The organism is Phenylobacterium sp., from assembly GCF_004799515.1.
Classification (GTDB): Bacteria; Pseudomonadota; Alphaproteobacteria; order Caulobacterales; family Caulobacteraceae; genus Phenylobacterium.
The window spans coordinates 1-13,027 of the sequence record NZ_SSMX01000029.1 but is presented as its reverse complement, the minus strand read 5'-3'; the positions used below and the strand labels follow the sequence as shown (position 1 = coordinate 13,027).

General features: G+C 70.7%; 11 protein-coding genes. 10 read left to right on the top strand and 1 reads right to left on the bottom strand.

Going from position 1 to position 13,027, the window contains the following annotated elements:
• The first annotated feature begins 58 nt into the window (after positions 1–58).
• Entirely contained in the window at positions 59–736 is a 678-nt protein-coding gene (trmB, locus tag E8A49_RS12920) for a tRNA (guanosine(46)-N7)-methyltransferase TrmB (RefSeq protein ID WP_293381669.1), read from the top strand.
• On the opposite strand, the gene ppa is transcribed toward trmB, so the two are convergent.
• On the bottom strand, positions 733–1,266 hold the full coding sequence (gene ppa / locus E8A49_RS12915) for an inorganic diphosphatase (protein ID WP_293381666.1): 534 nt from the start codon (positions 1,264–1,266) through the stop codon (positions 733–735). The genes trmB and ppa overlap by 4 nt on opposite strands.
• Positions 1,267–1,537: 271 nt before the next feature.
• On the opposite strand from ppa, the gene E8A49_RS12910 reads away from it, so the two are divergent.
• From E8A49_RS12910 to E8A49_RS12870, 9 genes are all read left to right on the top strand, one after another.
• A complete protein-coding gene (locus E8A49_RS12910; protein ID WP_293381663.1) occupies positions 1,538–2,233 on the top strand; it encodes a CCXG family PEP-CTERM protein in 696 nt (231 codons plus the stop codon).
• A 608-nt stretch (positions 2,234–2,841) separates the two neighbouring features.
• On the top strand, positions 2,842–3,390 hold the full coding sequence (gene rimP, locus E8A49_RS12905; protein WP_293381660.1) for a ribosome maturation factor RimP: 549 nt from the start codon (positions 2,842–2,844) through the stop codon (positions 3,388–3,390).
• Positions 3,391–3,402: 12 nt separating this feature from the next.
• Complete coding sequence (gene nusA / locus E8A49_RS12900; protein ID WP_293381657.1) at positions 3,403–5,106, top strand: transcription termination factor NusA; 1,704 nt, start codon at positions 3,403–3,405, stop codon at positions 5,104–5,106.
• A gap of 27 nt (positions 5,107–5,133) precedes the next feature.
• A complete protein-coding gene (locus tag E8A49_RS12895; RefSeq protein ID WP_293381654.1) occupies positions 5,134–5,781 on the top strand; it encodes an RNA-binding protein in 648 nt (215 codons plus the stop codon).
• Between the two features lie 87 nt (positions 5,782–5,868).
• Complete coding sequence (infB, locus tag E8A49_RS12890; RefSeq protein WP_293381651.1) at positions 5,869–8,904, top strand: translation initiation factor IF-2; 3,036 nt, start codon at positions 5,869–5,871, stop codon at positions 8,902–8,904.
• 398 nt (positions 8,905–9,302) lie between these two features.
• Entirely contained in the window at positions 9,303–9,788 is a 486-nt protein-coding gene (locus E8A49_RS12885) for a hypothetical protein (RefSeq protein ID WP_293381648.1), read from the top strand.
• An 80-nt stretch (positions 9,789–9,868) separates the two neighbouring features.
• Entirely contained in the window at positions 9,869–10,369 is a 501-nt protein-coding gene (locus tag E8A49_RS12880; protein WP_293381645.1) for a DUF2939 domain-containing protein, read from the top strand.
• A gap of 36 nt (positions 10,370–10,405) precedes the next feature.
• Positions 10,406–11,200 (top strand): dienelactone hydrolase family protein, encoded by a 795-nt coding sequence (locus E8A49_RS12875; protein WP_293381642.1) that lies wholly within the window; start codon positions 10,406–10,408, stop codon positions 11,198–11,200.
• 9 nt (positions 11,201–11,209) lie between these two features.
• Entirely contained in the window at positions 11,210–12,919 is a 1,710-nt protein-coding gene (locus tag E8A49_RS12870; protein WP_293381639.1) for a tetratricopeptide repeat protein, read from the top strand.
• Positions 12,920–13,027: the final 108 nt, after the last annotated feature.

The following is a 13,027-nucleotide window of genomic DNA, read 5'->3' as shown; positions in this document are numbered from 1 at the left end:
GTCGGCGCGGCGCAAAACGGCATTTCGCGCTCGCCCCGGCTTCGGCTAGAGGGCGTCGATGGAAGGCCCCGCCCACCCGCCGCTGCGCTCCTATGGCCGGCTGAAGACCCGCACCATCAAGCCGCGCCAGGCCGCGCTGATGGAGACCTTGCTGCCGGCGCTCCGCCCGCCGCCTGGGGCCTTCGATCCGCGCGCCGTGAAGCCTGACGCCGCCGAGGTCTGGCTGGAGGTGGGCTTCGGCGGCGGCGAGCACATGGCCGGCCAGGCCGCCCGCCGGCCGGACGTGCTGATCCTCGGGGCCGAGCCTTTCCAGAACGGCGTCGCCAGCGCCCTGCGCCACATCGACGAGGCGGGCTTGAGCAATGTCCTCGTCCACGACGGCGACGCGCGTGAGCTGATGGGCCGGCTGCCGGACGCCAGCCTGGACCGGGTCTTCATCCTGTTTCCCGACCCCTGGCCCAAGGCGCGGCACAACAAGCGCCGCATCGTCCAGGCCGAGACGGCGGCCGAATGGGCCCGCCTGCTGAAGCCGGGCGGCCGCCTACGCTTCGCCAGCGACTGGGCCGACTATGTGGACTGGAGCCTGCTGCGGCTGGCGGCCGACCCGGCCTTCCGCTGGACGGCGGCGCGGGCGGACGACTGGCGCGTCCCGCCCGCCGACCACCTCACCACCCGCTACGAGGAAAAGCGCCTCGGCGACTGCGCCCCGGTGTTCCTGGATTTCGTGCGGACCTAGCCCGCCGTCCTCGCGCGCTCGATGGAGGCGCGGATCAGGTCGGCGGTCTCCTCGGGGTCGGCCCAGCCGCGGATGTCCACCGACTTGCCCTTCTCCAGGTCCTTATAGTGCTGGAAGAAGTGGGCGATCTGCTCGGTCAGGATCACCGGCAGGCCGCGCCAGCTTTCGACGCCCTTGTAGAAGGGGTGCAGTGCGTCCACCGGCACCGCCAGCACCTTCTCGTCGCCGCCGGCCTCGTCGGTCATCATCAGGGTGCCGATCGGCCGGCAGCGGATCACCGCGCCCGGCACCACCGGCGTCGGCCCCACCACCATGATGTCCATGGGATCGCCGTCGTCGGCCAGGGTGTGCGGGATGAAGCCGTAGTTGCCGGGATAGAACATCGCGGTGTGCAGGAAACGGTCGACGAAGATCGCGCCGCTTTCCTTGTCCATCTCGTACTTCACCGGCTCGCCGCCCTGCGGGATCTCGATGATGGCGTTCACGTCATAGGGCGGGTTCACGCCGACGGGGATCTTGGAGAGGTCCATGGGAGGTTGCCTTCAGACACACAAAAGGGAGGTGGCGCTCTCTGGACCATCGCCGGCCGCAAGGGAACCCCCTCGGCGGCCGGGAGAACGCCGGCTTCTGGGTGGTCGCGGAGAAAATGTCCCAAAAAGAGAAATTCGCGCAACAGTACCTATAAGAAACGCATAATAATCGCGACATTACCGCTCATTATGTAGATTTTAGGGAAAATTATTGTGCTTGGGGTGCTAAGGCGCAGCTCAAATCGATCCTGTCGCTTGAAGGAAGTCCCCGATGTCCCGCCTGTTGCGTAAAGCCGCCGTCCTGATGGGCGCCGCCGCCGTGGCCGCCACCGCCCTGCCGGCCGCCGCGTCCAGCCTCGTCACCCTCTCGGCCCGCCAGGTCGATCCCTCGACGCTGTCGCTGTCGACCTCGGCGAGCTATGTCGCGGCCTGGAACGCGCTCCTGGCCAGCCAGCCGACGCCGGCCGCCGGCTACGCCAACCAGACGGTGACCGACTGGAACGGTTCGGTCTCCAACTATATCTCGGGCGGCGGGGCCAACACCGACCTCGGCTACCACGACCAGGTGACCTTCACCGTCGCGCCCGGCCAGACGGGCCTCTGGGACTTCCGCTTCGGCGTCGACTTCGGCTTCGGCGGGACCCTGATCGTCGATGGGACCGCGCTGGAGACCCTGAACAACGACATGTGGTGGGGCGGTTCCTACAGCAATCCGACCCAGTTCCTGGCCGGCTCGGCCGACCTCTCGGCCGGGACCCACACCATCGACATCTACGGCTTTGAAGGCTGCTGCGACGGCGGCAGCGAGGGCCAGTACCAGGCGCCCGGCGCCGGCGCCGGCTTCCACGACTTCACCACCGTCGTGCCGGAACCGGCGGCCTGGGCCCTGATGATCCTGGGCTTCGGCGGGGTCGGCGCGGTCCTGCGCCGCCGCCGCACGGCCGGCGATCTGGTCGCAGCCTGCTAGCCCTGAGCTTCGACCGATCCGGATACGGCCGCCCTGGCGACAGGGCGGCCGTTTTCGTTTGGGGGGCCCTTAGGCGTCGTCATCCTCCGGTCAGCCGCAGGCTGATCCGGGGGACCCAAGCTGAGTTGCGGGCCAGGCCACGCCGCTTGGGTCCCCCGGATCGCGTCTCCGCGCGACCGGAGGATGACGGTTTATTTGAGCGGCCGGGCTGCGGCTTAGATCTCATGGCGGCCAGTTTGCCTTGGGGCCTCGGCTTCTCAAGGACGCGCGGAACGCGCGCCGCTCCGCGGCCGGCCAGGGGCCGGTCCTTGACAAGCCGAGGCCCCGAGGCTCGTTTCAACCATGAGATTTAAGGGCGGGTGACATCTGACGATGCCGATCTTGGATGAAGACCTCCAGCCGTCCGGGACGCCGCGCCGTCCGTCTTAACCGAGGTGCGGGTGGCGCACAGAGACCGGGGAAGCGAGCGCCCCGACTCAACAGGGCTGACAAACCCCTCCCAAGCGCCTATATTCCCCTCAACATCGTCCGTTTGCGCTGTATGGCGCCTACGAGCGGCGGGCTCCGGCCCGGCCGCTTTTTTCTTTGCCGGAGCCAGGCCGAAGCCCATGCGTGGGAAGACCGCCGAAGACCAGGGACTGCTGGAGCTGCTCGACCCCGTGGCCGAGGCGGCGGGCTACGCCATCGTGCGCCTGCGGCTGATGGGCGGCGAGCATGCGCGGCGGCTGCAGGTCATGGCCGAGCGGCCCGAGGACGGCGACATGAACGTCGAGGATTGCGCGCGGCTCAGCCGCGCGATCTCCGAGGTGATGGACGCCGCCGACCCGATCGCCGGCGAATACACCCTTGAGGTCTCCTCGCCCGGCGTCGACCGGCCACTGACCCGGCTGGCGGACTTCGCCACCTACGAGGGCCACGAGGCGCGGCTCGAACTCGACCGCCTGGCCGAGGGCCGCAAGCGCTTCAAGGGCGTTCTGGCCGGCGTCGAGGACGAGGCCGTGGCCATCGACCTGGAGGGCGAGGAAGCCACCGCGCTCGTGCCCTTCGCCTGGATCACCGAGGCCAAGCTCGTGCTGACCGACAAACTTCTGGAGCGGGGCGCGCAGGCGCGGGCCCAGCGCCTCACATCCAATTCCGACCAACAGACATCCGAGTAAGAGGAAGACCCCATGAGCCTGACCGGCATTTCCGCCAACCGGCTTGAACTCCTGCAGATCGCCGACGCGGTCGCGCGGGAGAAGTCCATCGACCGCGAGATCGTCATCGAGGCGATCGAGGAAGCCATCCAGAAGGGCGCCCGCGCCCGCTATGGCGCCGAGCACGACATCCGCGTCCACATCGACCAGAAGACCGGCGAAGTCACCGTCAAGCGCGTCCAGACCGTGGTCGCCGACGACGCCAGCTTCGGCATGGTCACCGACGAAGAGGGCAATGAGGTCCCGGCCGACGAGCCGGTGGGCATCATCCGCCTCTCCGACGCCAAGCGGAACGACAAGGACGCCGCCATCGGCAAGACCTACGAAGAGGTCCTGCCGCCCTTCGAATTCGGCCGGGTGCAGACCCAGATGGCCCGCCAGGTGGTGACCGGAAAGGTCCGCGAAGCCGAGCGCGAGCGCCAGTACGAAGAGTACAAGGACCGGGTGGGCGAGATCGTCAACGGCACGGTCAAGCGCGTCGAATACGGCAACATCGTCGTCGACCTGGGCCGCGGCGAAGGCATCGCCCGGCGCGACCAGTCGATCCCGCGCGAGAACTTCAACATCGGCGACCGCATCCGCTGCTACATCTACGACGTCCGCCGCGAGACCAAGGGCCCGCAGATCCTGCTCAGCCGCGCGCACGGCGGCTTCATGGCCAAGCTGTTCGCCCAGGAGGTGCCGGAGGTCTACGACGGGGTCATCGAGATCCGCGCCGTCGCCCGGGACCCGGGCAGCCGCGCCAAGATGGCGGTGGTCTCCAACGACTCATCCATCGACCCGGTCGGCGCCTGCGTCGGCATGCGCGGCTCGCGCGTGCAGGCGGTGGTGGCCGAGCTGCAGGGCGAGAAGATCGACATCATCCAATGGAGCCCGGACGAGGCGACCTTCATCGTCAACGCGCTGGCCCCGGCGGAAGTCTCCAAGGTGGTGATGGACGAGGAGGACGAACGCGTCGAGGTGGTGGTGCCGGACGAGCAGCTGTCGCTGGCCATCGGCCGCCGCGGCCAGAACGTGCGTCTCGCCAGCCAACTGACCGGCTGGCAGATCGACATCATGACCGAGAGCCAGGAGAGCGAGCGCCGCCAGCGCGAGTTCGCCGAGCGCACGGCTCTCTTCCAGGAAGCCCTGGACGTGGACGAGGTCATCGCCCAGCTGCTGGTTACCGAGGGCTTCGCCACCGTCGAGGACGTGGCCTATGTCGACGTCTCGGAAATCGCCTCCATCGAGGGCTTCGACGAGGACACCGGCGCCGAGATCCAGGCCCGGGCCACCGACTTCCTGGACAAGATCGCCGCCGAATACGACGCCAAGCGCGTCGAGCTGGGCGTCGAGGACGGCCTCTTGGAGATCGAAGGCGTCACCCTGCCGATCGCCGTGGCGCTCGGCGAAGGCGGCGTGAAGACGGTCGAGGACCTGGCGGACCTGGTCCCCGACGACCTGCGCGGCTGGTTCGAGACCAAGAACGGCGAACGGGTCCGCGAGACCGGCATCCTCGAGGCCTTCGGCCTGGAGCCGGCCGATGCGGAGGCGCTGATCATGCGCGCCCGCGTGGCCATGGGCTGGATCGAGGCTCCGCCGGAACCGGAATTGGAACCTGAAATCGAGGACGAGCCCATTGAAGAGACCGAGGCCTTCGCCGAAGCCGAACTCGAAGGGGAAGCGCGCGACGCCTGAGGGCTGAGCGCGCGAGGGTGACGGACCATGCAGGCCCGTTTCGACACGGCCAAGCCCGCCACCCTCGCCGAGGCTTCGCGCGAGCGGCGGGACATTGTCTCCGGCGAGGTGATGGACGAGGCGGCGCTGATCCGCTTCGTCGCCGGGCCGGACGGGACCGTGGTCCCGGACCTGGCGCGCAAGCTGCCCGGGCGCGGCCTGTGGGTCGCCGCGGACGCGGCCTCCTTGGAGGCGGCGGCGAAGAAGGGCCTGTTCGCCCGCGCCGCCAAGGCCAAGGTCCAGGCGCCCCCGGATTTGGTCAAGCTTGTGGAATCCTTGCTGAAACGCCGGCTTTTGTCGGGCCTGGGGCTTGCGCGGCGCGCCGGCGACCTTACTTCCGGATTCGAAAAGGTTTCCGCCGCGATCGAGGGCGGTCGAGCCGCATGGCTGATCGAGGCGTCGGACGGCGCCGCGGACGGCCGCCGCAAGCTCCTCGGCAAGGCCGGCAAACGCGCTCCGCCCACGCCGGTTTTCGGCCTGTTCGGCGCCGAGGAATTGGGTTTGGCCTTGGGCGCGGAGAATGTGATACACACCGCCTTCCTTGCGGGGCGAGCCGCCGATCGTTGGACGCAGGACGTCCGCCGGTTGTCGGGCTTCTGTCCGCTCGTTCCTGAGAGTTGGCGCGAGGAGCCTTAAGAGGCGACCGGGACCTCCCAAGTCCCGCCGCCTTGCATTGTTATCTGTCCTTTGGCCGGATCGCCGGCCGACGAGTAAAGCGAGCGCATGAGCGACGAGAACAACAGCGGCCGTAATCCCCCGCCTCCGGGCGGACGCCAGCCCCTGACCCTGAAGCCCCGCGGGGCCGGTTCGGTCAGCGCCGGCACGGTGAAGCAGAGCTTCAGCCACGGCCGTTCCAAGACGGTGGTCGTCGAGACCAAGCGCGCACGGCCGCATCAGCAGGTGGGCGGCAACTTGGCCGGCCCCTCCGCCGCGGAGAAGCGCCTGTTCGAGCCGCGCCCCGCGCCGCCGCCCGCGTCGGGTCCGCGCCAGGCCGCCGGCGGGGCCGGCGACGGCCTCTCCGCCGAGGAGCGCGCTGCGCGTCAACGCGCCATCGACGCGGCCCAGGAACGCCAGGCCGCCGACCGCCGCGCCGCCGAGGAGCGCGCCCGCGCCGCCGCCGCTGAGGCCGCCGCCCGCGCCCCCGCGCTCGCGCCTGCGCCGCAAGCCGCCCCGGCTGCGGCTCCGGTCGCCCAGACGCCGGCCGCCGCCGCACCCGCGCCGACGCCCGCCGCGCCCCCGCCGCCCGCCGCCCCGCCGCCGCAGGCTCCGGTTGTCGCCGCCGCCCCGGCCGCGCCCGCCCCGTCCGCCGCTCCGCCCCAGGCGCCGCCGCAACAGCACCAGCGCCAGGACGCCCCGCACCAGCCGCGTCCGGCCTCCACCGGGCCGAGCGGTCCGGGCCAGACCCGCACCTATCAGCCGTCGGCCGACCGCCGCGACGACCGGCCGTCGACGACGACCTATCGTCCGGAACGGCCCCGCTTCGAGAACACTAACTTCAACCAGCGCGCGCCGCGCCCGGACGACGACCGCCGGCCGGTCCGCGACGACCGCGCCCCGCCGCGCCAGGAGCGCGACGACCGCGCCCCGCGCCCCGCCGGGGACACTGTGCGCTATTCGGCGGTCGCGCCGCGTCCGGCGGGCCCGCGTCCCGGCGGTCCCGCTGGCGCCCGTGGCCCCGGCGGCCCGCGCCTCGGCCCCGCCGCCCCGCCGGCCACGCCGGAGATTCAGCGCGCCGCCCGCCAGGCTCCGCGCCCCGGCAGCGCCAACCTCGACCGCCGTCCCGACGACGACGACCGCCGCCGTGGCGAGGCCGCGCCCTCCAAGGCGATCAGCCGCGCCAAAGGCGCGCCGCAACGCCGCGAAGGCCGCCTGACCATCCAGGCCGTGGCCGGTGACGATGAGGGCGCCGTCGACCGGATGCGCTCCCTGGCCTCGGTCCGCCGGGCCCGCGAGCGCGAACGCGAAAAGCGCAAGGGCGGCAGCCAGGAGCAGGCCCGCGCCGCGCGCGAAGTGGTCATCCCCGACGTGATCACGGTGGGCGAGCTCGCCAACCGCATGGCCACCCGCGGCGCCGAGGTCATCAAGTTCCTGATGCGTCAGGGCGTGATGCTGAAGATCAACGACGTCATCGACAACGACACCGCCGAACTGGTGGCCACCGAATTCGGCCACACGGTGAAGCGCGTCTCCGAGGCCGACGTCGAAGAGGGCTTCATCGGCGGCGAGGACGTGGACGACCATCTGGTCCCGCGGCCCCCGGTGGTCACCATCATGGGCCACGTCGACCACGGCAAGACCAGCCTTCTGGACGCGCTGCGCTCCACCGACGTGGTGTCGGGCGAGCATGGCGGCATCACCCAGCACATCGGCGCCTATCAGGTGAGGCTGAAGGACGGCGAGCGCGTCACCTTCCTCGACACCCCGGGCCACGCGGCCTTCTCGGCCATGCGGATGCGGGGCGCGAACGTCACCGACATCGTGGTGCTGGTGGTGGCCGCCGACGACGGGGTGATGCCCCAGACCATCGAGGCCATCAATCACGCCAAGGCCGCCGGCGCGCCGATCATCGTGGCGATCAACAAGATCGACAAGCCGGACGCCGACCCGACGCGGGTGATCAACGAGCTCCTGCAGCACGAGATTGTGGTGGAAAGCCTGGGTGGCGAAACCCAGGTGGTGGAGGTCTCCGCGACCCAGAAGCTGGGCCTCGACGACCTGATCGAGAACATCCTGCTGCAGGCCGAGGTCCTCGACCTGAAGGCCAACCCCGACCGCACCGCCGACGGCGTGGTGATCGAGGCCAAGCTCGACCGCGGACGCGGCGCGGTGTCCACCGTCCTCGTCAAGCGCGGCACCCTGAAGCGCGGCGACATCGTGGTGGCCGGCGCGAGCTGGGGCCGGGTCCGCGCGCTGCTGAATGAGCGCGAGGAACAGGTGAAGGAGGCCACGCCTTCGACGCCGGTGGAGATCCTCGGCCTCGACGGCACCCCCGATCCGGGCGAGCCCTTCGCCGTGGTGGAGAACGAGGCCCGCGCCCGCGAGCTCACCGACTACCGCACCCGTTTGAAGCGCGAGAAGGCCGGGGCTCCGGTCCAGGGCGCCTCGCTCGCCGACATGATGGCCAAGATCACCGATAAGAAGGTCAGTGAGCTGCCGGTTATCATCAAGGCCGACGTGCAGGGGTCCGCCGAAGCCATCGTGGGCAGCCTCGACAAGCTCGCCACCGACGAGGTCCGTGCGCGGATCATCCTGTCGGGCGCCGGCGCGATCAGCGAAAGCGACGTCATGCTGGCCAAGGGGGCGGGTTCGCCGATCCTCGGCTTCAACGTCCGCGCCTCGAAACAGGCCCGCGACTTGGCCGAGCGCGAAGGCGTCGAGATCCGCTACTACGCGATCATCTACGACCTGATCGACGACATCAAAGGCGTGCTCTCCGGCATGCTGGCGCCGATCCAGCGCGAAACCTTCCTCGGCAATGCCGAGGTGCTGCAGGCTTTCGATATCTCCAAAGTCGGCCGTGTCGCCGGCTGCCGGGTCACCGAGGGCGTGGTGCGCAAGGGCGCGCGCGTGCGGATCGTCCGCGACGACGTGGTCATCCTGGAGCTCGGCGTCCTGCAGACGCTCAAGCGCTTCAAGGACGAGGTCAACGAGGTGCAGTCTGGCCAGGAGTGCGGCATGGCCTTCCAGGGCTTCCAGGACATCAAGCCTGGCGACACCATCGAGTGCTTCACCCTCGAAGAGGTGCGGCGGACGCTGTAACGGCGCGCGCCGTCACGGCCGAGACGATCGAGCCCCGGAGCGAACCTCCGGGGCTTTTTCTTGGGCGGCCGCCTTCGGTCTGAAACACCGGTCCTGAACAGACTGCGCCTTAAGTCCATGGCGGCCAGATTTGCTTGGGCCTCTCGGCAACTCAAGGACTGGCGAAGCCAGCCGCTCCGCGGCGCGCCTTAAGGCGCGTCCTTGACTTGCCGAGAGGCCCAAGCTCGCAATCAACCATGGAGTTCAGGGCTATCCAGCATCCCGACGGATGCGAGACGGGACTCCATCAGCCGCGGCGACCCGCCGCTTCGTGGCCTCCACCCCGCCGCTCGTCGCATCCTTGAGGCCAAGTCTGCACCGCCATGATGGGCTCACCCCACAAGAACGGGGAACCGCCCATGGCCACCATGCCCACCGCCGTCGCCGAGCGCACGCCCACCGCCATCGTCGCCGCCGTCCTGGGCGGCGGCTTCATGGCCGCGACCTTCGACCTCTTCGCGGCTCTGCTGATCTACCACGGCACGGCAAGCGGGGTGGCCAAGGCCATCGCCCGCGGCTGGTATGGCGCGGCGGTCAAGACCATGCCGCCGACAGTCGAGGTTGTCGGCATCGCCTCGCACTACCTCATCCTGATCGTGGCTGCGGCGATCTTCGTGCTGGCGTCGCTGCGGCTGCCGATCCTGCGGCGGCTGGCCTGGGTGTCCGGGCCGCTGTTCGGGATCGGCATCTACCTTTTCATGCACTACCTCGTCCTGCCGCTCTCGGCGGTGCATGCGGTCAACAACCCCAAGGGCCTGGCCCTGGTCGAGGAGGTCTGTGGCCACATGTTCCTGATCGGCCTGCCCATCGCGCTCTGGGCCGGGGCCTTACTGGGCCGCGACTAGGCGGGCCCGCGGAAACCAGGCCGTGATGTGGCCGCGTTCTGCGCCTATACCGGCGGGCCGAAGCTGCACGAGGCCATCCCATGCGCAACCTCCTGGCGCTCGCCGCCGCGGTGCTGGCGCTCAGCGCCTGCGCCACCGCCCAGAAGATCGGCGCGGCCGGGGACGTCCACGCGCTCCTGATCTCGATCCGCGACAACGACCGCGCGGCCTTCGACGCCCACGTCGACCACGCGGCGCTGAAGGCCCAGCTGCAGTCGACCATCGAGGACCAGCTCGGCAAGTCGAAGTCCATGAAGGGCCTGGCCGCCCTGCTCGGGCCGTCCACCCTGGACCTCGCCGACCAGCTCCTGGTGCAGCCCAAGACCTTCCGCCTGGTGGCCGAGCAGTACGGCTATCGCGCCGACACCCAGATCCCTGGACCCATCGTCATCTCCCAGGCGCTGAAGACCCTGCCCGACGGCCGGGTCTGCGCCACCAAGAAGAAGGACGGCCCCTGCCTCCTGATGTTCACCAAGGAGCAGGGGGTCTGGAAGCTGACCGGCTTCGAGGGCGACAGTTCCATGCTGCGCCTGAAGCTCTGATCGGCCTAAGCTCCGTCACCTGAGGCGGGGGCTGAGATGGCATACGAAGACGCGCTGGCCGGCTGGACGAAGTCCGAGTTCACCGCCGGACCGTGGACGCGGCCGGTCTGGCGCAAGGGCCACGGGCCGGCGGTGATCGTCATCCATGAGATGCCGGGCCTGCACCCACTGGTGATCCGCTTCGGCGAGCGGGTGGCGGAGGCGGGCATGACGGTCTTCCTGCCCAGCCTGTTCGGCGAGCCGGGGCGGCCGGCCAGCCGCAACTATGCGCTGCGCTCCATGCTGGGGGCGATCTGCATCCGGCGCGAGTTCTTCGTCTGGTCCGGCGACAAGTCGAGCCCGATCGTCGACTGGCTGCGCGCGCTGGCGCGGCAGGCGCACGACGAGTGCGGCGGCAAGGGCGTGGGCGCGGTCGGCATGTGCTTCACCGGCGGCTTCGCGCTCGCCATGATGACCGAGCCCTCGGTAGTGGCGCCGGTGCTGTCGCAGCCCTCCATGCCGGCGGCGACCGGCTCGAAGACGCGTGCCGGGGCCACCGACGCGTCGCCCGCGGAGATCGCCTGCGCCAAGCGCCGCTTCGAAGAGGAGGACCTCTCGATGATCGGCCTGCGCTTCAAGAGCGACGAGCTGGTCCCCGACGCCCGCTTCGAGATGTTCAAGAAGACCTTCGGCGACCGCTTCGAGGCCATCGAGCTGGAGGACGAAGACGCCCAGCCGTCGTTCATCCCGCCGCACTCGGTGCTCACCCTGCACCTGAAGGAGAGCGGCCCCACCAAGGCCGCCGAGCAGCGCGTGATCCAGTTCTTCCGGGCGCGGACGGGCGCGGCGTAGGCTGGGGCCATGACAGCGCCCCTTTCCGCCGAGGAGACGGCCGCGCGCCTGCGCCGGGCCCTCACCGACCACACCCAGGGCCGCCTGGCGGAGGCGGAGGCGGGCTACCGCGGGATCCTGGCGCAACATCCCGATCAGCCTGACGCGCTGGGGCTCCTGGCCCTGATCCTGGCCGACGGGCCGGACGCGGCGGAGGGCGAAGCGGTGCTGCTGCGCCACCTGGCGCTGCGCCCGCGCAATGCGGCCAGCCTGCAGGCGCTGGGCCGGCTGCGCGCGCGCCAGGGCGACGAGGCCGCCGCCGCCGAAGCCTTCGCCCGCGCCGCCGAGGAACGCCCGGACCTGGCTCCGATCCACAACGACCTAGGCGTCTCCCTGCACAGGCTGGGGCGGCGGACCGAGGCGCTGGCGGCGCTCGACCGGGCCATCGCGCTCGACCCGGCCTATCACGCGCCGGTGGGCAACCGCGGCATGGTGCTGCTGGACGAGGGCCGGTTCGGCGAGGCGGTCGACGCCCTCGTCGGGGCCCTGGCGGCCAACGATCCCAGCACGGAGGACGTCCGCGTCTCGCTGATCTCGTCCCTGGTGCGGGCCGCAGCCCGGGCCGGCCGGCTGGCGGAGGCGGAGGCCTGCGTGCGCGCCAACATCGCCGCCGGCCATGCGGACAACCCCACCCTGGAGCAGTTCGCCCGCCTGCTCGACCGCCTGGGCCGCGCGCCGGACGCCCTGGCCCTGCGCAACGGCATGGCCCGGCGCGCGGGGGTCCAACGGCGCGGACCGCCCCGTGCGGCGCGCGACACCCTGGTGCTGCTGGGCGCGGTGGGCGCCGGCCACACGCCCACCCGCTACCTGGTGGATCCTGAGAGCTTTTCCACCCTGTCGGTCAGCCTGCTGACGCCGGGTGAGGCCGACGGCCCGCTGGGGACGGTCGATCCCGCCGAGCTGGCCAGCGCCGGGGCGGTGTTCAGCACGCTGGCCGACATCCATCGCGACTGGGGCCAGCTGGCCGCCGCCGAGGCCTTTTGCGCCGACCTCGGCAAGCCCGTGATCAACCCGCCGCGCAGCATCCTGAAGACCGGCCGCGATGGAGCGCAGGCCCTGTTCGCCGGCGTCCCGGGCCTGGTCGTCCCGCCGGTGACGCCGCTGACGCCGGGCGACCTGGCCGCTTTTCCGCTGAAGGCGCCGATCCTGGTGCGCCCCGCCGGCGACCACGGCGGCGAGAGCCTCGTGCGCCTGGACAGCGAGGCGGACCGCGAGGCCTATCTGGCGCAGGCCCCGGCGGAGCGCCTGCTGGCCGTCCCCTTCCACGACTTCCGCTCGCCCGACGGCGCCTGGCGCAAGTACCGGCTGATCTTCGTCGACCGGCAGGTCTTCCCGTTCCACCTGGCGATCGGCGAGCACTGGCTGCTGCACTACTGGCGCGCCGAGATGGCCCGCTCGCCCTGGAAGCTGGCCGAGGAAGAGCGGTTCCTCGACGACTGGCGGGGCGTCTTCGGACCCGTCGCGGCCGCCGCCGCGGACGAAGCCGCCCGCCGCCTTGACCTCGACTACGGCGGTGTGGACTGCGCCATGACCGCCAACGGCGAGCTGCTGCTGTTCGAGGCCAACGCCACCGTCCTGCTGCACCTGGACGATCCGGCGACGGCCGTGGCCAAGCATCGCCACGTGCCGCCGATCCGCGAGGCCTTCACCCGCCTGGTCCACGCCCGCGCCGGTGGCTGAGGCGCGGCCTAGGTGTCGAAGCTACGAAGGTTGTTCACCCGGGATCGGGTTGAGAGAGTGGGGTTGCGAAGCTCCAACCTCTAACCGGGAGACCCCGGATGAACGTCC

Bases quoted from the DNA above. Each gene is read 5' to 3' on its own strand.
- E8A49_RS12875 (WP_293381642.1), top strand. From the start codon at position 10,406: ATGGCATACGAAGACGCGCTGGCCGGCTGGACGAAGTCCGAGTTCACC.
- infB (WP_293381651.1), top strand. From the start codon at position 5,869: ATGAGCGACGAGAACAACAGCGGCCGTAATCCCCCGCCTCCGGGCGGA.
- E8A49_RS12880 (WP_293381645.1), top strand. From the start codon at position 9,869: ATGCGCAACCTCCTGGCGCTCGCCGCCGCGGTGCTGGCGCTCAGCGCC.
- E8A49_RS12895 (WP_293381654.1), top strand. From the start codon at position 5,134: ATGCAGGCCCGTTTCGACACGGCCAAGCCCGCCACCCTCGCCGAGGCT.
- E8A49_RS12885 (WP_293381648.1), top strand. From the start codon at position 9,303: ATGGCCACCATGCCCACCGCCGTCGCCGAGCGCACGCCCACCGCCATC.
- E8A49_RS12910 (WP_293381663.1), top strand. From the start codon at position 1,538: ATGTCCCGCCTGTTGCGTAAAGCCGCCGTCCTGATGGGCGCCGCCGCC.
- E8A49_RS12870 (WP_293381639.1), top strand. From the start codon at position 11,210: ATGACAGCGCCCCTTTCCGCCGAGGAGACGGCCGCGCGCCTGCGCCGG.
- ppa (WP_293381666.1), bottom strand. From the start codon at position 1,266: ATGGACCTCTCCAAGATCCCCGTCGGCGTGAACCCGCCCTATGACGTG.
- nusA (WP_293381657.1), top strand. From the start codon at position 3,403: ATGAGCCTGACCGGCATTTCCGCCAACCGGCTTGAACTCCTGCAGATC.
- trmB (WP_293381669.1), top strand. From the start codon at position 59: ATGGAAGGCCCCGCCCACCCGCCGCTGCGCTCCTATGGCCGGCTGAAG.
- rimP (WP_293381660.1), top strand. From the start codon at position 2,842: ATGCGTGGGAAGACCGCCGAAGACCAGGGACTGCTGGAGCTGCTCGAC.